This window comes from uncultured Roseobacter sp. (assembly GCF_947491795.1).
In the GTDB taxonomy this organism is placed as follows: Bacteria; Pseudomonadota; Alphaproteobacteria; order Rhodobacterales; family Rhodobacteraceae; genus Roseobacter.
Genome location: NZ_CANLKW010000008.1, coordinates 68690 through 93798, shown reverse-complemented (window position 1 = coordinate 93798; position 25109 = coordinate 68690). Strand labels below are relative to the sequence as shown.

The 25109-nt window shown below is 61.3% G+C and carries 10 protein-coding genes and 1 pseudogene; 4 read left to right on the top strand and 7 right to left on the bottom strand.

Annotated elements, in window-relative coordinates; all coding sequences use genetic code 11:
• Nucleotides 1-782: pseudogene (locus Q1A34_RS20240) on the bottom strand (hypothetical protein); the annotation flags it as partial.
• Nucleotides 783-1130: 348 nt separating this feature from the next.
• A complete protein-coding gene (locus tag Q1A34_RS20235) occupies nucleotides 1131-1736 on the bottom strand; it encodes an NAD(P)H-dependent oxidoreductase (RefSeq protein WP_300038903.1) in 606 nt (201 codons plus the stop codon).
• Between the two features lie 263 nt (nucleotides 1737-1999).
• On the opposite strand from Q1A34_RS20235, the gene Q1A34_RS20230 reads away from it, so the two are divergent.
• Nucleotides 2000-6721, top strand: coding sequence for a galactose oxidase early set domain-containing protein (locus tag Q1A34_RS20230; RefSeq protein ID WP_300038900.1), 4722 nt, complete (start codon nucleotides 2000-2002; stop codon nucleotides 6719-6721).
• 34 nt (nucleotides 6722-6755) lie between these two features.
• On the opposite strand, the gene Q1A34_RS20225 is transcribed toward Q1A34_RS20230, so the two are convergent.
• The 4 genes from Q1A34_RS20225 to Q1A34_RS20210 all read right to left on the bottom strand — a co-directional run bounded on the left by Q1A34_RS20225 (nucleotide 6756) and on the right by Q1A34_RS20210 (nucleotide 21377).
• Nucleotides 6756-9887 carry a hypothetical protein gene (locus Q1A34_RS20225; protein WP_300038897.1) on the bottom strand — a complete coding sequence of 1044 codons (3132 nt, stop codon included), beginning with the start codon at nucleotides 9885-9887 and terminating at the stop codon, nucleotides 6756-6758.
• Entirely contained in the window at nucleotides 9884-12973 is a 3090-nt protein-coding gene (locus Q1A34_RS20220) for a hypothetical protein (RefSeq protein WP_300038894.1), read from the bottom strand. Before Q1A34_RS20220 ends, Q1A34_RS20225 begins: the two co-directional genes overlap by 4 nt.
• The gene (locus tag Q1A34_RS20215) at nucleotides 12970-20634 is read right to left on the bottom strand and encodes a hypothetical protein (RefSeq protein ID WP_300038891.1); all 7665 of its coding nucleotides are present in this window, start codon (nucleotides 20632-20634) and stop codon (nucleotides 12970-12972) included. The genes Q1A34_RS20220 and Q1A34_RS20215 overlap by 4 nt, the downstream gene beginning before the upstream one ends.
• Nucleotides 20635-20981: 347 nt before the next feature.
• Nucleotides 20982-21377 carry a response regulator gene (locus tag Q1A34_RS20210; RefSeq protein ID WP_300038888.1) on the bottom strand — a complete coding sequence of 132 codons (396 nt, stop codon included), beginning with the start codon at nucleotides 21375-21377 and terminating at the stop codon, nucleotides 20982-20984.
• 283 nt (nucleotides 21378-21660) lie between these two features.
• Between Q1A34_RS20210 and Q1A34_RS20205 the strand changes: the two genes are divergently transcribed.
• From Q1A34_RS20205 to Q1A34_RS20195, 3 genes are all read left to right on the top strand, one after another.
• Nucleotides 21661-22026 carry a response regulator gene (locus tag Q1A34_RS20205; protein ID WP_300038885.1) on the top strand — a complete coding sequence of 122 codons (366 nt, stop codon included), beginning with the start codon at nucleotides 21661-21663 and terminating at the stop codon, nucleotides 22024-22026.
• A gap of 116 nt (nucleotides 22027-22142) precedes the next feature.
• Nucleotides 22143-24026, top strand: coding sequence for a CHASE domain-containing protein (locus Q1A34_RS20200; protein WP_300038882.1), 1884 nt, complete (start codon nucleotides 22143-22145; stop codon nucleotides 24024-24026).
• A complete protein-coding gene (locus Q1A34_RS20195; RefSeq protein WP_300038878.1) occupies nucleotides 24007-24402 on the top strand; it encodes a response regulator in 396 nt (131 codons plus the stop codon). The genes Q1A34_RS20200 and Q1A34_RS20195 overlap by 20 nt, the downstream gene beginning before the upstream one ends.
• Nucleotides 24403-24644: 242 nt before the next feature.
• Here the strand turns inward: Q1A34_RS20195 and Q1A34_RS20190 are convergent, their stop codons facing one another.
• Nucleotides 24645-25109 carry a CoA-binding protein gene (locus Q1A34_RS20190; protein ID WP_300038875.1) on the bottom strand — a complete coding sequence of 155 codons (465 nt, stop codon included), beginning with the start codon at nucleotides 25107-25109 and terminating at the stop codon, nucleotides 24645-24647.

Below are 25109 nucleotides of genomic sequence, written 5' to 3'. Positions count from 1 at the left end.
GTGCCGGTGCCGCCGTCACCTGTGCCGGTGCCGCCGTCACCTGTGCCGGTGCCGCCATCACCTGTGCCGGTGCCGCCGTCACCTGTGCCGGTGCCGCCATCTCCTGTGCCGGTGCCGCCGTCACCTGTGCCGGTGCCGCCATCTCCTGTGCCGGTGCCGCCATCTCCTGTGCCGGTGCCGCCATCACCTGTGCCGGTGCCGCCGTCACCTGTGCCGGTGCCGCCGTCACCTGTGCCGGTGCCGCCATCACCTGTGCCGGTGCCGCCATCTCCTGTGCCGGTGCCGCCGTCACCTGTGCCGGTGCCGCCGTCACCTGTGCCGGTGCCGCCATCTCCTGTGCCGGTGCCGCCGTCACCTGTGCCACCGTCGCCTCCCGTCGCGGGATCGGCCGTGTCCTCATCGCTGTTACCGGTGCCGGCCGCAGTGCTGCCGGTCGGGTCGTCAGGGATAGTGCTGCCGGTCGGGTCGTCAGGAATAATGCTGGCCGTCGGGTTATCTGACAGTAACAAAGACAGGCCCGGGCACTGTTCGCCGGTGCCGAGAAGAATATCGACGAAATTGGGATGCTGCTGAATATATTCGATAAATCCGGATGTGACCGTTTCGCAGCCACAGAGTGCATCGATTGAAAGAGAGTCTACAGCGCCGCCGGTTGCTGCCGTGGTACACTGATTGAGAGTAGTGCCTGTTTGCTGCGCGATTGCGGGCTGCGATGCAACGACCGACCATACGGATGCCGATACAACAAAAGATGTTGTGACAAGAAGCGTTCTCAGACTCATAATTCTTCCTTTCGCAGCGCGCATCCCGGGCTGCTGTTACCACTAAACCGCCACTCTAATGCCGTGAAGATTACAAAAAGTCTACATGATGCCATAATCCAAGGGGAAAACTGGCGGAATTGTGTCAATTCGGTTCCTGATCGTGAACAGTGCAGCTCCAGAAATGATTTTGTCGAACACGAATGTGTTCTGCTTGAACTTAGCTAAAAGTGAGTCGTTCTGCGGTTCTGGTTCGTTTCGACCTGCCAAAACAGCTTTTGATCAGGTTCCTGCGCCCGGTCTGAACGTGACCAGAAAGACTTTGAAAGAACGCCAGGACAGAACGAAATGGATCAGCCCCGCGCCACGTCAGCCAGCCGTGCGAGGCGGTGCCGGTGGGACGAGCGAATGCCCGGTCTGCCAGGCATCCTCCAGCAGGGCAGCCCGCCGGGCCTCTGATCCCTTTGAGCCGCACAGCAGTTTCAACTGTCTTTGTGTGAACCCGAAGTAACCGAAAGTGCCCGACATCCACGCGGTTTCAAGCGCCGCGTGATGTCCCAGTTCTCTGATCTCTGTGGACCGCGCGCCGGCCGGGACCAGCAGAACACCTGTGCGGGGGCGCTGAAGAGACGCCTCAGGATCATTCAGCTGATCGTATGCCCACCCCCATGACCAGACCCTGTCGACCCAGCCTTTGGTCATGGCCGGCATGCCCCACCAGAAAAGTGGGAACACCATGCAGATGGCATCGGCCCGGTTGATCCGCGTCTGTTCTGCCAGGATATCCTGTGGCACCGGCGCGCCGCTGTCCGCTGCGATGTCCGCCCTCGTCCACCGCGGATCAAACCCTTCGGCGTGCAGGTCTGCCAGTTCGGTCGTGTGACCAGCCGTTTCTGCACCCGCGTTGAATTTTTCTGCGACAGCAGCAGAAAAAGACGCCGGTTGCGGGTGGTCCAGAACAGTCAGAACATGCATGCAGTTTCCCCCGCCAATTCACGGCAAGTGTTTCACAGGACGGTTTTTATTTGAAGCCACCTGCGGATTTTTCGGAGCGCTCATGCAATCCGCGCGACGGCCTGTTCTTTGTGTCAAACGCCCGCATCTGTGCCTGCTCCGCAGGTGCCGCGTCTCCTCCAGGATGCTGCACCACAAACGGCAGGGCACTCTCCCGGTTTGCGGGCCGTTAGGAGATTTCCTCAACTTATGGTAGGGTGATGGTATTCAGGAGGAGGTGGGCTATGCCGTGGGATCCTCTCGTAGAGACCGATATTGTGGCTATTCACGCCGCGCTGGTGCCGACAACACCAACCGGCGAGAATGTATTTTTTGAAGGATTTTTCGGGGAGCAGCGCGGGCGCTCTTTCGCCTGGAGATGTGACCCGGGTCCGGGCGAAGACCAGATATACGAACTGCCTGAAGTGGCCGACGATGAAGAGGGTCGGCGCAATCTTTTCTGTGCCGGTCACGCACATCTGGCAGACGGACGCTGGCTGGTTGTCGGCGGCACCCAGGTCGGCGCAGACCGACAGTTCATAGAGGACGACCAGGGGAACCCGATCCTGGATGAAGAAGGCGAACCGGTCTGGTGGCACCAGCACGGACACGGTGGCAGTGGCATCCGCGACACCTGGGCCTTTAAGCCACGCGAGGGTACCTGGGAACGGCTGGCCGATATGAACCCGCAGCCCAACAGTGTGGTTCGCGGTGGCGGGCGCTGGTATCCGACCTGTGTGACGCTGGCGAACGGTCGTGTCCTTGCCCATGGCGGGCACCCGATCGGCCGGGGCGACGATATGATCGACGACTGGCCGACACCCGGGGGGCGACGCCACAACAACAACGTCCCCGAAGTGTACGTGCCAGGCCTGAACACCTGGATGAACATGCGCGACGCAGAGCTGGAACAGGGCTTTGGGCTGGACGAGTACAACCGGATGCACCTCGCGCCATCAGGCCACGTTTTTTTCAGCACGGTCAGTAAGGTGCACGGGGATACGCGTCTTTATGATCCCTACGTCGGGACTTTTGTCAGCAACGGGTTCGGCAATCATCTGGACGCACTCTATGATGATGCCAACTGTTCGGCGGTGACCTCGTCTGTGATGTTGCCAATACTGCACGGCGATGGCGCAAATGTCTGGGTTCTGGTCGCCGGAGCGGCAGCGCCGGAGCGTCTGAACCTGGCGGCTTCTTCGCCTCAGTGGATGTCTGCAGGCAACCGTGAAGCATTCCCTGACGACCCGTCGCCTCCGCGCCGCAACAACCTGCACGGCATTATCCTGCCCACGGGCCAGGTCTTTTTCGCCTTTGGGGTGCGCAACGATACAACCGACGTCCAGTTTCCGGAAATCTATACGCCTGCCATTGACTGGTCGACGGGCCGGTATCTGACCGATGATGATGGTCTGGCACTGCCCGGCACATGGGACACACGTACGGGTGCCGGTGAACAGTCCCAGCGCAGGCGCGGGTATCATTCCTGCGCCGTGCTGCAGCCGGACGGCAGTGTCTGGGCGGCGGGCTCAACGCACGGGGCCGAAGGAGACGCGCTGACCGATCCGGATGCGTCGAACCGCGAGGAGACCATTGAGGTTTACCGCCCGAATTATGGAAACAACCGTCCCACGATCAACGCCTCGCCCCTGACGGCAGGCTATGGTGATCAGATCAGGATCACCATGGGAAGTGGCGCGGCCATGCACCGTGTGGTTCTGGTGCGCTGTGGCAGTTTCACCCACGCTTTTGACGGTGATCAGCGCTATCTGACCCTGCCGTTCAGTCAGTCGGGCGCAGTGATCACCGCGACGACGCCGCTGTCGCCCAACACCGCGCCGCCCGGTTATTACATGCTTTACGTTCTGCGCAACGAAAACACGCCTTCGGTACAGGGCAGGTTTGTCCGGATTGCACATCAGGACGCATTTGCAGTTCTGCAGATCAGCACCTATTCGCTGCTGGCTGTGCGGGCGATGACGCTGCCGGATACCGGCACTGACGAGGCCGTTTTCGAGGACGCGATAGATTTCATTTTTGAGGGCTTTCTGCCACACGAGCTGAACGTTCCCGCAGAACAGCCCGAGATCTCTTTCCGCTTTACCACGGGCGATCCGGATGTTCCCGGCATGCGTATTGACCCCGCCGCACAGGACTTTGAGGTCAATCCGACAAACAATCCCGACACTGCGCAGCGCTTTCGCTATGTTTACAATGTCGTTTTCGAGAACGAGAGCGCCTATGACACGTTTGACGACGACCAGGTCCGGTTCATCGAAGTACGCGCCACGCTGGGCGGGCGGACGATTTCCGTCAATCTGACGCTGATGAAACGTGCCAACCCTTACATGCGGGATGGTAATCCGCACTATCTCAGCGACGATCTGCGTATTCACAAAGCCAGTGTAGGTGATGTGAATGCGGTAGGCGGGCCGCAGGCTTATTTACAGGGGCTGCTGGATGCCTATGAGAACACACCGACCCCCGATGACAGTGATCAGCACCCCTTTCTGACGCTGGATACATCCCAGGAGGAAAACCCGGTCGTTCTGGAAGTGCCGCAGAACGATAACGGCACGTATAACTTTGCTATCGCACGGGTGCGCTTTCTGTCTGTGCCAGGCGAGGACGCCGAAAACGTCAAAGTCTTTTTCCGCATGTTCAACACGGTTGGCACAGCACTGGAGTTCAACACCTTTACCACCTACCGCACGTTGCAGGGCCCGGGCGGCGATGTACCGGGCCTGGGCAAACAGGGTGTGTCCATCATCTCCATGCCGTTTTTCGCGGCCCCGCGCGTGACGCCGGATCAGAGCATGGCCGATCAGCAGGACAATGTGGTCAATCAGAAGACACTCTTTGCCGCGGGGCCCGAGACGGCCTATCGCTATTATGGCTGCTGGCTGGACGTGAATACGACCGAGCCGCATTTCCCGCCTTTTCCAAAGGACGACGGACCATACGGTGAAGAAGGGTTTTTCATCGACCTGATCGAAGGCGGCGGTCCGCGTTCGATCCTGGATCACGTGCGCGGGTATCACCAGTGTCTGGTTGCCGAGATACAGTATGACGAGGATCCGACCCAGCCAGGGCAGACACCGGCCACGTCGGACAACCTGTCACAGCGCAACCTTGCTACTGTGCCGGTCGCCAACCCGGGGCTGGAGACCATCACGCGCACGGCTCAGACAACGATGGATGTGAAGCCGTCTGAGGCACCGACCGAGACATTGCTGGCCGCACAGCGCCAGACGGTTGCCTCTACCCGGCGCGGCGCCAGACCGGATGAGCTGGTTTTTGAGCGCAACAACCTGCCACCGGGCACGCGCATAGAGATCTATCTGCCGGACGTGGACATCGACGAGGTGCTGCAGCTTTCAGCGATCAGGAACGGGCCGCCGACGCTGCGCCGCATAGACGACAACACGCTGGCGTTCGAACCGGGGCCGGTGAGCTATGTCGCACTGCCGGGCGGTCGGGAACTGAACATCGCCGGTCTGATCAGTGTCACCCTGCCGCTGGGGATCATCAAAGGCCAGGTTTATACCCTGTCAGTCAAGCAGTTTTCCGGGCGCACGCTGCGCTGGGTCGGTGCCTTTGATCTTCGCATCCCGGTTGATCACGGGCCGGACCTGCTGGACGGCGAGGGACGCAAACTGTCGCTGCTGCGCTATGTATTTGAGAACATGCCCGAAAACGACCGCTGGTTTCCTGTGTTCGAGCGGTATCTTTTTGAGATTGCCGAGCGCGTACGCGGATTTGGCGGAAACCCGGAGAGCATCGATCCATCTCCGCATGGGACCGGCACGCCGGGCAGCGACAAACCGGGCGACGGGCAGGGTGATCCGAACGACGGAGACCCGGACGGCCACGACGATCCGTCAAAACCCGGAGAGGGGGATGGCATGGTCTGTTTCGAAGGTAAGATCTGCAAGGTAGAGTATGACTGTTTCGGCGATCCGCAGGTCATAGTCGTGAAAGGCTGCGGCGATGCGCATGTGCGGTTGTGCATTTCTTCCGATATCGAGGATGTCGTGCTGATGGCCTGGCGCGAGCGGTTGAAAGTTCACGTGTACTATCGGCCTTCGAGCGGGGCCGGAGGGGCGGTCAACGCGACATGTCCCTGGTCCGGCAAACCCGTGCGCGCAGATGCAACCACTGTGTTTGAAGGGCGGACCGTCGGCTTTTGCAGCACAGCACACAGGGACCGGTTTGTTGCCATCCGTGACACCGGAGACAGCCACGTAACAGCGCAGGCTGCACCTGCGCGCGCGGACACATGCCCCTGGTCGGGCCGCCCGGTACTGCGGGACGCCATTGTGCGGCTGTCCAGCGGATCTGTCGGGTTCTGTTCGCGCGCGCATCATGATCGTTTTCGTCATGCGGTGACCTATTTCCGCGAGATCATGAGCAGGCTGGACGCGGACGGGAATCCTATCGGCGCGGGCGGTCATGCAGCGCCACAGCCGGACCCGTCCGAGGACGGATCGGTTCATATTCATGATCACAGCCACTCGGGCGGATCAGGTGGGCGCGCGCGCCAGGACGTGGGCAGCATCAACAAAACCTGTCCCTGGACGCGGCGGCCCGTCAGCGCCGATGCCCTGACGACATTTGAAGGGCATGTGGTTGGCTTTAATGCAGTTGAAGACCGGGACCGGTTTGAAGCAGCCGCGGCAATTGCCGCTGCGCATTATCCACCCCGCAAAGACCGGGACAGGCATGAACACGGCGGCTATGGCGGTGATCATGACACATCGGGACATGCAGCAAACGAAAAATGCCCTGTCAGCGGCGCGCCGGCGCGTGCGGAGTATTCCGCACAGGTCAGTGGCCGGGAGGTGGCGTTTTGCAGCGCAAAACATCGCGATGACTGGACCAGCGCAGTGTCTTCGCTGCGGGCGTGTTTTCTGAAGTCAGACCCCGGGTGCGACGCACATCTCGTACGTCTGGTGCTTGCCTGCTGATCTGCGCTCACAGGGCCATCCTGAAAGGTGGCTGCTAGGGGCCATCGCCTGTGGTCGGACGCGCAGAGAGATCAGCCCAGTCAAACGGCAGGGCAGTTTCGTCCACCCCCAGAAACCATGCCATCAGCCGGCGGGTTGTGGTTTCGACCAGCTGAGAGCGCCCGCGGGTGATCGCCTCGCCAAAAAGTCCCAGAGCGATCGAGCTGTTACGCTCCAGCCCCCATTCGCTGAGCCCGCCGGGCAGAACCCAGGCAGCCAGCCCGTCAACAGCAACATAGCTGCCAAAACCCCGCAGACGTGAACGCAGCGGGCCGCTGCTGCGCAGAACAACCACGCGGTCCGGGTCCTCGCCGATCAGCGGGGCGAGCCACTGTTTTGCACCGTCATCCATAGTGGTGTCAGGATCAAAAATGCGGGTCGCGGCGATGCGGTCCGGGACCATTGCGATAACCCGCAGTGTTGGATTGGCGGTCATTCCTGCGACCAGAGCGTTCCGAAAATCCCCTGCAGGACCCGCGGCGTCGCTGAATGTTTCAGCAGCTAGCACCACCTCATGTTCGGCCTGACCGACCGCCGCATTCAGCGCAGTTGCCGTTTCTGTTGTGCCCTGCGCGGCCAGCAGGCGGCGATGGATCGCCCGGCCTCTGTGGGCCTGACCGGCTATCGCGGCTTCTATCTGTGTGATGACCGGGGCCAGCTGTGCCGGTGCCTGTGATTTCAGATCAGCCAGCGCTGTTTCGATATCCCGCAGCGCATCAAAGGTGTTCAGCGCCGCGAGGGCAGCACCGGCCTGCGCGCCCTCACCACCCGGCCCGGTGGTGCGGAGAACGGCAATTTGTGCGCCCGGGTCGTCGGGATCATCAATTGCCAGTGGCTCCGGCGCGTTTTGCACCAGATCAATGGGGTCCGGGGTTGTGATCCCTCTGAGTGCTTCTGCCAGTGCGGCCGTTGCGGGGCCCCGGACCGCCGCAGACACCTGCAGGGCTGGCATGCCGCGCACGGTTTGAAAAGGTGCTGCCAGGGCGCTGTCACCCAGCAGCCGGGAAGAGGCTGGAGCCGTGGCCAGAAGCGCGCGGACCGCAGTGGCGGCATATGTGCCCCGGTGTCGGCCAACCAGCCCGCCGCCGATGTCAAAGGTGTCCGTTTCGGTGACGGCAGCGCCGGTCATCGCGGCCAGATCCCTTACAGGTGCGGGCATCGAGGGGGCTGGCAGGCGGGTTACGCTGTGCGTGGCATCCAGCACATTTGCCAGGGTATCCGGGCTGTATCCTGCCGCCGCGTCGGGAAGGATCAGCCGGGGCGTGCCATCCGGATCGGCGATCAGGGTCTCGCCCGGGGACTGCAAATGCGGTTCGGGGTCAGTACGCCCCGCTTCTGCATGCAGCACCACCGGGGCAGACGATGCGTCGCCCAGTGGCGTGCCCGGTGCAAAAACCGGCCTTGGCCCCCGCAGATCGCGCAGCAGCCGGGGGCGTCCCGGTGCCGTCATCAGAATATCAAACGCAACGGTGGGCGGATCACCGGCTTCGGTGTATGGCGGCAGACCGGTCAGCACCAGATCCAGTGCCAGGGTACCGGCTGCTTCGCGCCACCGTCCGCAGCCATCCGGCAGATAGGCGAGACGCCCGGTTTTGGCGTCCAGGGTATGCAGATAGGCGCGGACAGCCGTGCCGGGAACCGGTGCTGCGACACCTTGTGGCAGGGCAGCAGGATCGAGCCGCAGGCTGGCCAGAAGGGCCTGACCGGTGACAAAGTCGATGCCATCCCGCGCGCCTGTGCCGGTCACATGTTTCAGGGTCAGCGTCAGATGCGCGCGCAGATCGTCCGGTACAAGATCAAGAGGCAGGTCAGCCGGATCAGGCTCTGCGGTGGGCGACCCAAAGTCCGGATCTGCAACTTCGGATGCCATATTACCGGGGCCAGTCGCCAGGCACCCGGTCAGTGCTGCGCCGAAGCCAGCGCCGGTTATGTTCAGATCCACAAGGCCGCGGGCGACCGCAATCTGGCTGGAGGGAAACTCCTGGCTTTGCGTGTTTGCGGCCAGGCCCGTCAGCAGCGCCTCGTGCGCCGTGATGCCCAGACGCAGCTGATCCCGCGTCAGAGGTGTTGTCAGCACAGCCAGTTCGGGTTGTGCAAGGTGGGTCCCGTTTGGCAGAAGGCCGGCGATCATCTGTTCTGCATCCGGATCACCGGTGTCGGGTGCGGCAAGACGCAGCGTCGCATCCTGCCCGGTCAGAGACATCAGAACCGCACCGGCTTCGGTGCTGCTGTCGCTCGTCTGTGCGGAAACACGCGCGGCAGCCTGCGGGTGCAGGGTGCCACCGGAAGATGCCATCAGATGAACAGACAGCGCATTGTCAGTCGCACAGATGTCACGGGGTCTGGGTGGCGACGGTGTTGCGACCCCTGGGATAATTTCCGGCATCAGTTCGGGATGCACTGTCACCAGAGCCAGAAACTGTGCCGCAACCATGCCGGGGTCTATGGGAAGGCCGTCGGCGTCATGCGCATAGAGCGTGCTTTGTGCGATCTGTTGTGTGTTCAGCCGCAGCAGTGTTGCCGCCGTTACCGGATCCGTCGGGCTGACAGAAACCTGTGCACCCAGATCGGGCATCACCGGCATCGGGCCTTTGAAATCGCGCGTCAGCCGTGGCCTGAATGCCGGGCCAATGGGATCAAGGCCGAGCGCCTCACCAGTATCACCAGCGGCGACCGGCGGCACGACCATAGCCCCGATTGCGGTCGCGTCGGCACCCGGCACTGCCAGTGTCAGACTTGCGGGAAAGGGCCGGTCATTCAGGGCTGCATTGTCGGTGGCGGGTGGCAGCGCCTCCCACAACTGTCGCAGACGGCTTGCGACGCCGTCGTGAAAGGCAAAGCGCGCAACAAAGATGCCGGGGGTGTCAAACAGGCGGCTGCCGTCAGCGGCCCGCAGCCTGAGAATGGCCAGCGGTGCACGCGGTCCGCTGCGGGCGTACCCCAGTGTTCCGAGCGCAGGGGCCTGCCAGATCAGCGGACCGGCGGCACCCGGGTCTGGCAGTCTGACACCCAGGTCTGCTTGGGGTGCAGGCAGGCTCAGGACCCGGTCAGGGTCACTGCTGCTGAACCACGGTCCAAGAAAGGGGGCCGAAAAACCAAGGGTCCGGATGTCAGAGAGCTGCGTCATGCCAGCGCCCCCGCGTCAACGGCTACCGGATCACTGGTGCGTCCAAGAGGATCAGAAAGATGTACGCGAATGGCCCGCCGGTCCGGGTCGGGTGGCAGAACCACTTTCATTTCCGGTGCCGTTACGCGCAGCGGATCAGTGGCCGGGGCGCCAGGCAGGGACGCGATATGCAACAGCAGCGATCCGGCCGGCAGGTCACTGACGGTGACAATCACCGCACCGGGGGTCGCGGGGTCGCGGTCAGCTGTGACAACAGGCGAGGGTGGCGGGCCCGGCGGAATGATCCGGGCCCGCGCTGCCGGCCCCGGTTGCGTCCAGGGTCCGGGTGCAGCGCCATTGAAACGGGGGGCGGCACGTGACTGCGCGCGCCACCGCCAGGTCGTGTAAGGCGTCAGCCGCGCGGTCGGGCCCAGGGTGGTTTCGCCGCGGTCCAGGATCCGCAGGGGCCAGGTTGTCGTGTCGTCTGTTAAAATGACGCGCACGGGCAGCATCCGTGCCGCATCGTCCGAATCCGCCGAACGCATCAGCCTGATTTCGTCCGGCACCGGCCCGGCGGGGCGCGGGATCAGAATTTCAAATCCGGTTTCATCCAGCATCCGGGCTTCCAGCGCCGGGGGGGCCAGCGGTTTCGGCACCGGCAATCCGAAAAAGGCAATCTGGCCGCTGGTACTTTCGATGTCACCCGCCGTGACAGTTCGTATCATCAGACAGACCAGATCGCGGGGCAGACCATTCACCGGATGACTGATCTGTGCCCCAGCAGCAGTGACGGCAACATCACCCGCGCCGGCCCAGATATCTTCCGGCAGTCTGTCTGCCACAGCTTCGGCCAGTGCGGCCCGCGCTGCCAGATCGGCTTCTGCAGCGATTGCACCGGCTGCTGCGACCAGATCGGGCTGACCGCTGCGTTCCAACCCGGCACGCAGGCTCGCTTCCTGTGCGACAAAAACCCTGAGATGAGCGACGGATGCGTGCAGCCCCGTGACCGTCAGCTCGGCGCGCGTCACGCCGTTTGCATCCGGAAACGAGAGCGGCGTCAGCGCCGGGAGCGGCCCGGGTGGTGGCGGCGGGGTTGCATCGGCTATGCTGCGCTTTGCGACGGCGTCCGGTCCAGGTGTCCCCGCGCTGTCGGTGAAAAAGGCGGTTACACGGGCCTCGCGGATTTCCCCGACACCGGGTGCGGCGGGCAGCGTTACACTGCGCGACACCGGGGGCAGACTGTCACCGTTTGCGGGCAGCTGGCCGAAGGTGATGCTAAAGCTGTCCTGTGGTGCCACGCCGATCGGAACATTGATTTCGAGCTCTGTGATTGGCAGCCCGCCCGGTGCAATCAGCCCTTTGTGCGGCGATGCGACCTCGACATCCAGAAGATCAGCACCAGCCGGTCCTGCCCCACGTCTCAGACCCAGCCGCAGTGTGGGCGCGGGCGGTACGGGACGTTCCAGAAGCGGGACAGTCAGGCCCGTGAAACCACTCCACCTGCCAAACCCGTCACGTTGCGCGATCCGGTAGGGCGTGGCTTCAAATCCAGCGCTGCGATCACTGATCCGGACGGACCCCAGGCCCAGGGGGGCCGCGCCGCTGTCTGACATACCAAAAATCGGTTTGTACCGTTCAGGCAGAACTCTGCCGTCGGGCAGGGTGGTGGCTTTGACTTCGAGCGGATTGAGGCGACGGAACGGCGCAACATCCCCCCGGTCGGCGACAAGTGCTGCACCGGGTGTCACGGTCGCACGCATGGTTATGCTGCGTGTCTGGCCGTCAGGATTGATGGGCTGAATGACGTCCACGGGTGTCACAACCGGGCGTTCTGGCGGGCTATCGGGAAGGGCCGGATCGATGAGAATGCGGGCCTCGACGGGCAGGAAACGGCCGTTGAACGCACCTGGAATAAATTTTTCGAGGACCCGGCCTGCAGGATCTAGCCGTTCTGTGGCAATCAGATCGCGCAGTGCGGCGCGGTCATCGAGCACATGCGCGGACAGCGTGCCCAGCCTTGATCTGTCCGCATCAGGTATCATCCAGATTGAACGGGCAGAAACAAGAACAGGCCCTGTCGCGGGTTCAGGCAGGGGCAGCGCGATCCGCCGGCCCAGCACCGTGGACAGGAACACGTCTTCGCAGGCCAGCATGAGTTCGTGCAATGGCCGGATCTGTCCCGTGGCGGTGCTGCCGGAGGCCGTCTGTGTCTGATCCTGGGTCAGCTGCCCGCGCTGTGGCAGAGGCGCATCGATCAACGTCATGAGACGCTGCAATGCTGCTGAAATTGCCGTCCCGGCGGTGGCCTGATGTGCGCGCGCCTCATCTGATCCGGGCGGGAACAGGGGGCCATCCAACGGTGGCATCGGTGCCGCAACAGAGGCATTGCCCGACAGCGCGGAGATTGCGGCCAGTGCGGCATTTGTGGCGGGATCTGCCCGCAGAGCGTTGCGCTCCTGGTTGCTCAGGCGCTGAGATCTGGCAAACAGAGCGTCGAGCGTCAGCGCATGGCGGATTTTGTCCCGGCGGAAAATCCCCTGCCAGATTTTTGCGTCCCACAAACCGTCTTCTGTCATGCCTGTGATCCGGTCGATCGCAATTCGCGGCCCGGGTGTTTCGATCAGCAGATAGTCAAAGCGGCGCCCGGCGAGGCTGTAGACGGATCCGTTTCGTCGGGCGGCGACCCTGATTTCGCCGCCCGGTGTTTCAATGATCCCGAACACACGTGCCTGGCCCGGAAACGTGCCGCGCGCCTGACGGATCGTCACCTGTGCTGAAACCATCGCTCTCGCGGGCAGCGAAAAGGTAACCGGTGCAAAGGACGTCACTTCCAGCCCCAGTGCGGATGCAGGTGGGACGTTCAGTGACTGCGTGAACAGACCGCTGCCGCGCCGGAAACGCCAGTCCGGCAGCGGTGTGGTCGTCACAAAGTTTTCCGGGACCAGATCGTCGAGCGGTGCCCATGTGACAAAGGTAGGAGATTGCGAAAACCCCAGCGTTTCGGATGCATCAAACCGGCAGTGCATGGCATCCGGCAGCCAGATGTCCTGACTTGCGACGCTTGCAGAAAGTGCCAGATGTGCGGGCGTGGAACGGGCGAAAATCATGTCAGACCCTCGATTTCAGCAACCAGCGGCACAGAGCGAAGCCCGCCCCGGACGTTCAGAGCGCGCGGACGGTGCACCAGGATACCATCCTGCCACACATGGCCGCGCTGAATGAATTCGACACGGAATTCCGCGTCGGCGGGCACGGCGACAGGGGTGTCAAAGGCAAAGATCCAGCGCGCGCCCTGTGCATCCCGCTGCACCAGCCGCAGCCGCGTGTCGCCTGCTGGTGTTGTCATGGAGGCTGCGTGCAGTTTCAGCCGTTCATCGCTGCGGCTGATCCCCCGGCTGTCGAACAGGACGGCCTGGCGGTTCAGTGCTTCGGGAGATGACAGACGCAGGCCCGAGAGTTTCCAGCCCCCGTCAAAGACCCAGAGGGCCTGCGCCTGCGGGAATGCAGGCGGTTCCGGGTCGAGTTCCAGATCGGCGCAGGCCTTTTCAAAAGTCAGGTCAGACGGGGCCTCATTGCCCGGGCGGGGATGTGTGCGCAGCAACAGATCAGGTAAAAGATCAGGCTCACCAGTGGACAGTCCCATCGCCGCCAGCTGCGCTTCGGGGCCGGAATACCGGGAGGTGCGGAATCTTGACTGGCCAAACTCAGTATCTTTTCCGGCAGCGTCCTGCGCAAACACATCCAGCAGGTAAGAGGCGTCAGGATCCAGCGGCACATCCAGAAGCATCGTTTCCCCGACGGTTGGTGTTCCGGTGACGCAGGGGGCCTTATCTGCAAGCGCATCCGCGAAGGCCCCGTGCCCGCCCGGCCAGATATCACGGTTTCCGCCGGTGCGCGTAAGCTGCATCTGATCAGGTGCAACTTCTGCGCCTGCGCCGCGCGGGTCGGTCCGCCGCACACGGAACTTCAGCTTTGCGCCTGACAGTTCGATAAGTTCGGGCGCAATCGTGCTGGTAAAGAGCACTGCCATCGCGTCATCAGTATAGTGCGCGCCGCGCGGATCGTCGGGCAGCGCGCGGTCAAATGCGGCACGGGCACGTTCCAGCGCCATAGCGGGCGGTGCGGTTCTGAAGGTGATGTCGATATCCGGCAGGTTCTGCGGCGCCGTGACACCGGGCGGCTGGCTGGTCGCAAAACCATCTGCAACGGTTTGTGGCGCAGTTTCGCTGTCCTCACCTTTGCGCCATATCGCCCCGCGCGATTTGATGCGGAGCCTGTACTCGCTGTCGGGAAACAACAGTGGCGGCCGCGCCTGGGGCGGGACAGTGTCCAGAACCGGGATGTCACCCGTGATCCCGGTCTGGTTGGATGTCGGGCTGCCCGTCAGAATTGCACGGTCCGCAAAATTGCCCGCGCGGCTGGTCCGGCGGGTCTGGATCGCAGTTGCGGCGTCATCCGCTGCGACGGACAGCGCTTCCAGCTTTTCAAAGGCGACCCAGCTGTGTGGCATCCGTTCCAGGAGAATTGACTTCCAGCGCCTGCCGGACACATTTGGTGCGGATTTCCATGTAAATCCGCCCAGCCCCGTCGGCCCGCCGGTCTGCCCGGTCTTCTCTACCGGCCATTCGTGGATTGCCCCCCGGTGATCAATTCCCAGGACACGGGGCTGTGGCTCGCCGGTTTCCGGCAGGCGAACGATCTGACAGACCCGGTGCAGTGTCACATCCGCGCCCAGCGGTGCAATGCGCAGAATGCGTGCTCCCGCGCGCTGGGGCGCTCTGACCATATGTGCCGTACCAAAGCGGCGCAGGCGCAGACGTTCCTGCCAGAGCTGAGCCCCCTGTTTGTTCAGGATCGAGACGGTGACGATGCCAGACTGTGACAACCTGCTGCGCGCATCAAGCTCGAACTCGAATCCTGCACCATCGGCGGGAAAACCAACATCCAGAACGTCGGCGCTGGCGCCACCAAAGAGCACGGCATTCTGCATAACCCCGGGCGAGTCCTCGATGACAAAGCCCGATCCGCGCGTCTGGTAGAGTACATCGTCCACCTGGCGCTTGGTCACTTTACGCGGACTTGGTTTCAGCTTGCGGGGACAGAATTTTTCCGGCCGCGCGTCCTCTTCGGCGGCACGTCTGGCTGCCAGATCAGATATCAGGGTGACGACCGGATCGCGTACCTGCCCGCGCAGTTCGATTTCCACGGGCAGGCTCCTGAACGGCTGATCATCCCGCATCAGGCAGGGCAGCATCAGAGCACCCTCCGGGAAGGCCGGGAAAATACCGGGTCCGCGTTCCAGATGCTCGCCCGCACGGACCGAAAAACGCGTGCCCATCATGGCACTGCGCAGGGTCGGAAGATCAAGCAACCCGTCATCGGGCAGAGCCACACCGGTGATCAGCTCAATCCCGGTCTCGGCGCCCCGCAGCACGCTCTGGCTCAGTTTCGAATATCCGCGGAACCCGGCCTCTACCGGACCGCGGCTGCGGCCCCACCACCGGCCGGGGGTGACCGGAGACATGTCGGTGCCAAACAGCGTGACCCGTTCGCGCACGACCGGATCACAAAGGCCGTCCACAACATCGTCGGCGATGGCGTCTGTCTGATCGGTGCCGCGCGAGAGATTACCCAGCCAGGGAACAGGCGTGTTTGCGAAAAGACCCAGCCGCAACGCGCGCCCGGCATCTGCCTGGCCTTCGTTGCCATCGGTCGGGCGGATAATCTCGGCGGGCAGGGGGCCGCCGGGCTGGTTCAGAACCAGATCAGAGCCTGCGGGGCCTGACAGACGGTCGAGTGCAATGCCGGTGATCTCATACCCATACCGTTCGCCGGTACTGCCCACCCAGTTTGCTTCGATCTGGCGGGGGTCCGGCGTTTTGAAATCCTGCAGGCCCCGGATCAGCGGCGTCGGGAAAAACTCCAGGTTGATGATGGAATCAACCGGAATGTCAGTCATTGCAGCCGGGTTTTCGGGGTCGGTCTCGGCGAGGATGCGGTCTGACTGATCTGTCAGGCGAATACTGCGCAAAACCCCGGGCAACTCTGTGGGACCCGGGCCGCCGCCGAAGGTTTCTTCGAGGAAAACACTGGCCTCCAGATCGAACCAGAAAAGGCTGACTGATCCTTCGATCCAGCCGCTGATCTTCAGGGCATCCGGGCTGTAGTGCAGGTCCAGCCCGGCGGAAAGATGAACAGATGCCACGAAAAAGTCGATCTCGCCGTTGACCTGCAGGCGCGCTACCACAATGAGCGGATCAAAGCCCACGCCAGCGATCATTGACGCCGAAGCATTCACGGAAAATGGCCCGAACTCCCGGTCAAACCCGATGCCGATACCAGCGCCTACTGAAAAGCCGGTCAGATCGAGCCCTTCGGCACGGTCTCCGCCGAGGTCCGGGATGCCGCCCTCACGGATCATGACAAACGCCCAGCCGTCCACATTCAGTGTGCCCGGGAAGATCGTTGCAGTGATGGCATTGCCCGAACGGTCCGGGCCACCATCGCTGCCCAGATGGATATAGAAATCGCCCACTCCAAACGGGAAATGCGCACCGATCGGAATATAGGCTTTGATCTGTCCGGGGATGGTGACGTTGCCCTCGGCGGCGATTGTCACGCCTTCGTCGTTGACGACCAGCAGCGCAAGGATGTCCGCGTCTGCCTTTGGCGCGTCTTCTTCCGCAGGGGGGGCGGAGCGGCGCTCGACCAGTTTGATATCGGCCTGAACGACAGCTTCAAGGTCGGGAAAGCCAACGGTCAGCATGCCCTTGGCGTTCAGCGAAAACCCGATGTCCGGTGTCGTCCCGAGGAGCACGCCAAAACCAATGCCGTACTGGCCGGGCTTTGGCTGGTAGCGGTCCAGCGGTCCTTTTCTGGCCCAGTCCAGTTCCCGCGCCACGATATCCGTGATTGTCTGATCTGTTGCGCGTTCCCCGTTGGCGACAAACCGGCCGGCAACTCCCATGACAGACAGCCCGGTAGACCCGACAGGGATCGGTGACGCAAAGCGGATTTCTGCCTCAAGATGCACCATCGCCGGGTCTTCGCCCCGGATCGACACACTGGCGGCTCCCGCGATCTGAGCCGGTGGAATTTCGACCGATAGGCTGCCGCTGATTTCATCGCCGAACCTCAGCGCACCGCTGGCCTCGATCACTTTGGCAATATTCAGGGTGGCGGCAACTTCGGTGATATGCACTGAAACTTCGCGCGGTGTTTCTGTCCAGCGGGCCGTCAGCCCGATGGCGTCAACTTTCAGCGGACCCAGCGGTTTTGTCGGTACGACGCGGGCTGACAGCGCGGCGGACGTGTTCTCGAACTGAACATCGCGCAGATCGACGAGATCTCCCAGAATGTTCGAAATCGTCCAGCGGCCCGAGGAGACAATCTCGACCCGGCTTTTCTGGAAATAGGCGGCAGTACCCGAGAGGTCGACCTGCGGATCATCGGGGCGCCAGTCTACTTTCACGCCAACGTCGGACCAGGCAAAGGCCACGGGTTCTGTCGTTTCTACCCTTGGGCCGTTGTTACCCAGCGGACGTGCCCTGATATTGGCTTCGGTCAGGTAATCGACGGCAAATGCAGCACGCCCCAGCGGCAGCGAGCCGGACAGTCGCGCACCGGTCCATACGATGCGTCCGTCCTGCATGGCCGTGGACAGAATACCCGCAGAGGCAATGCTGACGCCTGCGGCAATTCCGCGTGCCAATCCGTCCTGAGCGTCTTCTTCTGGCAGGGCCGGGTCGCTTTCTCCTGCTGTCAGCGCTTTGAGCAGTGCCGGTCCGAACATCGCAAAGGCGATACCGCCGGCGGTCACGTCGCCCTGGCGGAACTCCATCAGGCCTTCGGGGTGATCCGGTGCCGAAATGCCCAGCGTCACTTCTGTTTCCGCAATCTGGCGATCACGCAGTATCTGGCCCATGACCGAGAAATGCGTCGTGTCGCTGGCAGGCACACCCGGCAGCACAGTGCGTGGCAGCACCAGTTCTACCTTTGTGCGCAGCGGGATCAGATCATCACTGTCCTGATAGCGAGGCGCGTCCCAGACCATTTCCGCGCGCAGCCGCCAGGGCGTCGCCACGCCGTCTGTGTCAATATCCACCGGCTGTGGTGGCTCACCCTCGGCGCCGGGCACAAGTACCGGAACGAGGCGTGTTGTGTCCGGTGGCTGGACAGGCAGCTTTGCCCGCGCGATACCTGACAGAATAAAAGTGACATTGCGTTCGATCTGAAAGTCTTCTGACTTTATATCGGCGCGTGTGCCGATCCACAGATCGCTGTCGTCTTCTTTGCCCATCTGACCGCGCCGGGCGTAGGTCAGCGGCTGTACCTGTTGCTGCTGGTCTTTGCTGCCCTTCAGGGCCACGGCCGATGAGCCGATCAGATTTGAATAGGGTGGTTCCGCAGGATGTCTGTTGCCGTGCTCCGCCCGTCCCGTGATATCGATGTTTGGCCCGTTACTCTCGGCTTTGACCAGGTCAATTGCGGCACGGGCAATTTCCATGCCGCGCGGCAGTCGTTTGTTCGCAGAGAGTTTTTCGTTGTGTGACTTTGAGCCTTCGGGGCTGGTATGTGCCACGACAAACAATCTGGCTGAAACACCGCCCAGTTCCTGTTCGATGATCCAGTTCGCCAGCATCCTCGTGGCTTTGGCGATGGCCTTTTTTTCTGCATCCGGGTCTTTCTCAGTAGCATCCCCGGGCCAGACCTGACCCGATGTTGCTGTCACTGCGGCGCTTTTGCTGAGCCATTCAGCGGTTGCAAGCGCCTCTTTTGGTCCGCCGCTGGTCAGCCTGCCCTCGGGCACCGGTTTTATCCCGTCATTGAGCATGCGCAGCGGTTTTTGCGTGTCATACTCCATCAGAAGGACGCGTTTTTTGAGGACCTGCCTTTCTGGCAAAGCTTCCGTCGGTTCGGCCGGTGTGCCAAAGATCACCGGGACCAGCAGCACATCGCCATTTCCGACGCTGAACGTTCCGTCAGCTCCGGGCACCTGTGCGTCGGCTGGTTTTCCGCGTCCCATACCGAAAAGCGCGGCGTCCTGAATGTCCTGCAGGACTTTCTTGCGCCACACGGCGTCGGCAGAAACCATATCCGGGGTGATCCCGCGCTGTCCGATGCCATCAACGACCGTGATCCGGGGGCTGGCATTGCCCGCGTCGCGCCGTCGATTGTGCCCTGCCAGCAGGGGGCCGTCGGGGCGTGGGGTGACCAGCAGACGGCGGCTTTCCCTGTCACTGATCCTTGCAATGAGCGACACGGTTGTGCCATCGCGCCAGCCGTCCCACGAGAATGTGTCTGATGCCTCTGTGGGCTCGTGCAGCGCGGTGGCGTCTCCTTTTCCAGGCAGCGTGCCTTCTTTCCACACGGACCACTTTGGCGTTTCGGGCGGTGCATTGCCGCCCTGATCTGTGACCGAAAACCTCAGCGATGTGAGATCGGACACAGTGGCGGTGAGATAGGCGATACTCTCGATGGACGTGGTCGTGTCGCTTTCGGCATTGATCTGCCACAGGGCGGCAGGCGGATCAGCGACAGGCACAAACCGGAACGTCTGGGCGGGCACAGGAAAGTCCTCTCTCCCATCTGCGGGCGGCGTCTGTCCGGGACGTTTCAGCAGTTGGAAATCCGGCCCGTCGGCATCGCGCGATTGCCGCTTGTATCGCAGTTCGGTCTCTGCGTCGGGCAGAAAGGGGCCAAAAACAGCGCCAGGTTTGCTGTCCACGACGCGGCCACCACGCAACAGCTGCCATGTGCCCTCAGCCACCGGGCTTTGCGCTGTGATGAAGATGGGTATCGGGTCGCGGTCCTGGTCAAAAATCTGATGGTAGCGGACGGTATAGTCGCCACTGCTGACCCATTCGACGGGAAGCGATTTGTCCGCAGGTATGCTCGCTTCTGTCTGCGTGAAACGGATCGTGGCGCCACCACCGGCCAGCCGCCCGGTCTCAACCGTGACCTTGCCCTGCAGCCCTCTGGCCGTATCTCCGGTTGGCACCAGAAACTCTTCGGCGACGATGTTCAGATTGCCAAAAAGCGGAATGGAATGTGGCAGGTACAGACCGACGCGCTCCAGTCTGAAACCTGTCCAGGACGGATCACCGGCGGCAATCTGTGGCGGCGTGAACCCTTTGGATGCGTCTATCTGGACGCCGTCAACCACGATGCCAAAGCCGTCGTCTTTGGTGAAAACGGCGGCAGGCGGATCAAGGCGCAGAGACGCGACAGCCCCGGTATCATCAAAGGCACGGAACGGATCATCCGCACCGGCCAGCCCGACCTGGGGTGCAGCATCGCCACTTTGCACAATGCGGAATGCCAGATCCCCGACCAGAGCTGTGCGGTCCTCTCCGGGCAGAGCACGCAGATGCGCTGTGTCCGTGCCCCGCGCCGAAACCTCTTCGGCCGGATGCAAAGAAATGCCAAGGTCATTCGGGAGCTCAACGCGCGCTCCCGTCAGATCAATCCGCAACTCATGTGCAACGGGCGGGTTCTCCACGTCACCGTCCGGGACTGCCGTGGTGTCGCGTAGCTGGGTGAACCGCCATGACAGCGTCTCGATGCCGATGGCACGTCCGCCCAGAACCTCTTCGAGAAATTCCTTTGCCGGAAGTGTCCCACGCCAGCGCAGGAATGCGGCGGTCTCGGTCTCTTCGGCAATGTCCAGGCTGATGATTTCCAGCGAATTCGTAAACCGGGCCGGGAGCGCATTAACGGCAACTCCGCGTGAAGCAAGGAAATCAAATAGCGTCAGCCCAACGCGCATTTCGGAACTTTCTAAAATATTACCTAAGCCTAAGGGTCGCGTAACGCGTGTGTCAACGCGCCATTTTCATCTCTTACGGGGGTGCATACGGCCTGTTTCGTATGGTAACCGCCGGGCCTTGCTGGAAAACCAGTGTGCCTGGTGCCAGCGAATTTTGGTTCTCTCACGTGGTCTGATCGCCGGGCCGTGGTTCTGTTTTCCTGCATCAGCCTGACCAGCACGCAACTTCAGACCATCTTGTCCCGCGCATTTCACAACAAGCATGTGTCTTTGGTTGTGTCTCCGTCACCGGGCACTACGGTCAGGTGCTGGCATGTTTTTTCGGGCGGGCGCGAAGCCTTCTTTGATCACGCCGCGCTGCAATACCGGTCAATGAGTGCGAGCAGTTCTCCGGGAGCAATGGGCTTGGCCAGAAATCCATTCATCCCTTTCGCCTCGACGGCCATTGGGTGGTGGTAGTCTGCATCCGCCGTAACAGCCACGATCGGAACATGCCGCGGCGGATCACCGGCGTTTGCGCGAATGCGGTCGGTTGCCTCAAGACCTGAAAGCCTGGGCATGTGAATGTCCATGAGCACAAGCGCATAGTCGTCAGGCGCACGTTCGATGGTTTCGCACCCGGCTTTGCCGTCTTCGGCGAGATCCACATGCAACCCGATGTCCAGCGTTTCGATGATGGCCTTGATCATGTAGCGGTTGAAGTTGTCGTCCTCGACGATGAGAATTTTCTTTTGCCGTGTCATTTCACCACCCCGTGCGCAGAACCGCAGACTGTAATGACCGGGTGCGATGGCACCTGCGCAAACAGAACACATGCAGAAGCGTAGCACGGCAGAATGTTCAATGACAGCGCAGCTTCGACGCCGGCATTCAGTTGGTGCGGTTGCATTCAGTTCTGCGCAGGTCAGCGTTACTCATGGGAAAGCCGCACGGCCAGACCAGAGGATGTGATTAAAAAGGTTCGCAGTCTGTTAACGGAAATTTAACCAAAACCAATTTATGGTTAACGGATAAGGAATACTGGTCATGCGCGTGCTTGTGCTCGAAGACGACGAAGCTGCCAGGAGAACGTTTAGCCTGTGTCTGGAAGACGCAGGACATACGGTCGTGTCCTGTGACAGCCTGGCCTGTGCATACAAATCTCTGCGCACAAGCAAGGTAGAGCTGCTGATCCTCGATCTGTTTATCGGCGATGGTAACAGCCTGGGCCTTGCGCAATATGCGGGGTATGCTGCCCCCGATGCGGAAATCATTATCGTTACCGGATCGGGCAGATTTGCGCATGGTGAACTGCTTGCAGAGTATCCCGGCGTGAGCTGGGTCCTGCGCAAACCATTGCCTGTGGGCGATCTGGAAGCAATCGTGAATTACGCGCAGACCCGTGCGGCCTGAACACATCGTCCTTACAAAGGCCCGCGTCCCGCAGATGCGATGCCGCAAGGGCCAGCAGTGTCCGAATTGTATACTGACAGAACCAGCAGGATACTCTGATTGCCCGGATATCCAAGGTGCCCGCTGATAACCCGATCGGTCAGATACCCGGCGTCGTGCCACAGTTTCCGCCTGAGACTGTAGAAAAAGAGCGCCGGGCAATCGAACGGCTGGGGCGATTGCGGTTCGTACACTGGATTGCGATCTTGGTTTCTGTGCTGTTGACGGTATTGGTGTGGCAGTACTCCAAACGCCAGATTGAACTCAGAACTGAGGTTCGCTTTAACGTGGCAGCAGATCATGTTGCGGAACTCATCGAGGAGCGGTTGCAGAAGTACGAACTCGCGCTCTGGGCGGGTGTTTCAGCTATTCATACCCATGGAGGCGAGGTCGATCTCGCGAAATGGCGGGAGTTTTCTGAAAACCTCGAAATTGAACTCCGCTATCCGGGCATAAACGGCATTGGCGTCATCCATGAAATCAGACAGCCGGAATTGCAGGAATATCTGTCCGAACAGCGTCTGAGCCGTCCCGGTTTTACAGTACATCCGCCCCGCGAGGGGGAGGTTTACCAGCCGATTACTTTTATCGAGCCGGAGGACATCAATTTCGAGGCCATCGGGCTGGACATGATGCATGAAGTAAACCGTCGTACGACCCTGGAGATGGCACGGGATACGGCAAGCGCGCAGATCACGGGCCCGATCGTTCTGGTGCAGGATGAAAGCCGCACCCCGGGTTTTCTGTTCTTTGCGCCGTTTTACCAGAACAGGGACAGCAATATTCAGGAAGAACGGGCGGAGAACTTTGACGGGGCGGTCTATGCACCTTTTGTGGTCCGCCGGCTGATGCAAGGCGTTCTGGACAAGGACCGCAGAGACACATCTGTCCGCATCAGCGATGGTGACCAGGTTATTTATGACGAGATCAGCACGCAGGATGCGGACTACGACCGGAATTCCCTGGGGCAGAAACAGATCATCATGCCACTTTATGGTCGTCAATGGACACTGGATGTCAGGGCCGGTCTGGGGTTTCGGCAGGACAATTCCGGATTTGAATCCACGGCAATCCTGGTGGCCGGTATCGGGATTGATTTTGCTCTGCTGGCGCTTTTCATCCTGTTGTCCCGGGCGAACAGACGGGGTCTGCGATTTGCCGAAATGGCAACTGAAGCATTGGAAGCCGCCAACAGGGATCTGGACAGAGCCAGAAGGGATGCAGAAAGTGTCAGCGACATGAAGTCAGCGTTTCTGTCGACGATGAGCCACGAGGTTCGCACGCCCCTGACCGCGATCAGCGGCATCCTGGAACTGCTGGAACGCGCCGGGCTTTCGGGGAAGCAGGCGATGCTTGTCGATACTGGGCGAAAAGCATCTGACAAGCTGATCAAGCTGCTGACCGACGTGCTCGAAACCTCAAGGCTGGAGGCAAATGCACTTGAGTTGTGGGAACGCGAGGTGTCTGTGCCATCACTGATCGAGGAATGGCAACGCCTCGCCGAAGGCCTGATCGATCAGATGGAAAAAGATGTGGAAATCCGTACCGTGATCGAGGACGGCGCGCCAGAGGTCATGAGGGTTGATGATATACGCCTGTCGCAGGTCATCAATAACCTCCTGGACAACGCGACACGTTTCACAAAAGCCGGTACGATCACGATCCGGACGTTTAAACCAGAGGCGGCCGGTGACACAGCCAGAACAGGTTTTTCCGTCTCGGACACCGGCCGGGGCATCGGCGAGGGCGACCTGGAACTGATCTTTGAAAGATTCCGCCAGGTGGATAATTCGTTCACCAGGGAAACCAGCGGTGCGGGTCTGGGCCTCACAATCTGCAATGAACTTGTCAGCCTGATGGGCGGAACAATCAGCGTTTCGAGCGAGGTCGGCGCAGGCACCACTTTCGAAATCAAATTGCCGGTCAACGGCGTGTTACCTCATGACAGCACAGCGCTCTGATACGGTACTGGTCGTCGAAGACGACCCGTTCTCGCGGATTGTTCTTGCGGAAATGTGCCGCGAGCTGGGCTATGGCTGTATCGATGCGATCGACGGACAGGACGCTCAGATCAAACTGTCCGAGAATGTGGATGCAATATGCGTCGTCCTCATGGATCTGCACATGCCGGGGATCTCCGGTGTTGATGCTGTCCGCGCGATCCGCGACAACCCATCGGCAGCACTTCGGAGGATCCCCATTGTTGCGACGACTGCGGATGTCAGGTGGCATGACCCCCGGGTTGCTCTGCGCGCCGGTTTTGACGGCGTTTTGCAAAAGCCCGCAAAGCTGGACGCATTGCATGAAACACTGCAGATCTTTGCAGATGCTGAATAGATCAAAGGTACACAACGGCGAACCCGGGTGGTGGCACACCGTGCAACTGTCACTGTTTCCTCCGTGCAAGGAATGCAAACCAGGATGATTGAGACAGGCCCGATTGCGCGGATTTCCGGTCGTCCTGACGGCTCTCCTTGCGCCAGCTGTTCCCGGTCTCAGGAAAACGCTCTGGTTGTCACCTGTTTCCTGCTGCGTTTCTCCGTCATCGACAGCTGCAGGATCAAGCGGCGCAAGGGAACTCAGATTGCCAGATCGAGACGCGGTTTCCAGAACGGACGGAAGAGTTCGATTTTCGGACATCTGTCCATGACAACCTTCAATCCCGCGGCTTCGGCCATGCGCGCTGCGTCGTCATCATAGACCCCGATCTGTCCCCAGAGCACTTTTGCACCGATTGCAATTGCCTGCTCTGCAATCCCGTAGAATTCTTCTTTCGGGCGGAAAACCTCGACCATGTCCACGGGGCGGTCGATGGCGTCGAGCGACCGGCACACCGGTATGCCGCGGATTTGTGTGACCTTTGGGTTTGGATTGACCGGGATCATGTCATATCCCGTCTCATGCAGAACGCGCAGGACGCCGTAGCTGAATTTGGTCTTGTCCGCACTCGCTCCGACCATGGCAATTGTTTTCACAGAGCGCAGGATTTCCGAAAGGTAGGCCTGGGAGTAATCATAGCGTCGGTCGATATCTGCGTCGGGCAC

Coding starts and splice junctions, on each gene's coding strand:
- Q1A34_RS20235 (WP_300038903.1), bottom strand. CDS start 1,736: ATGCATGTTCTGACTGTTCTGGACCACCCGCAACCGGCGTCTTTTTCT.
- Q1A34_RS20230 (WP_300038900.1), top strand. CDS start 2,000: ATGCCGTGGGATCCTCTCGTAGAGACCGATATTGTGGCTATTCACGCC.
- Q1A34_RS20225 (WP_300038897.1), bottom strand. CDS start 9,887: ATGACGCAGCTCTCTGACATCCGGACCCTTGGTTTTTCGGCCCCCTTT.
- Q1A34_RS20220 (WP_300038894.1), bottom strand. CDS start 12,973: ATGATTTTCGCCCGTTCCACGCCCGCACATCTGGCACTTTCTGCAAGC.
- Q1A34_RS20215 (WP_300038891.1), bottom strand. CDS start 20,634: ATGCGCGTTGGGCTGACGCTATTTGATTTCCTTGCTTCACGCGGAGTT.
- Q1A34_RS20210 (WP_300038888.1), bottom strand. CDS start 21,377: ATGACACGGCAAAAGAAAATTCTCATCGTCGAGGACGACAACTTCAAC.
- Q1A34_RS20205 (WP_300038885.1), top strand. CDS start 21,661: ATGCGCGTGCTTGTGCTCGAAGACGACGAAGCTGCCAGGAGAACGTTT.
- Q1A34_RS20195 (WP_300038878.1), top strand. CDS start 24,007: ATGACAGCACAGCGCTCTGATACGGTACTGGTCGTCGAAGACGACCCG.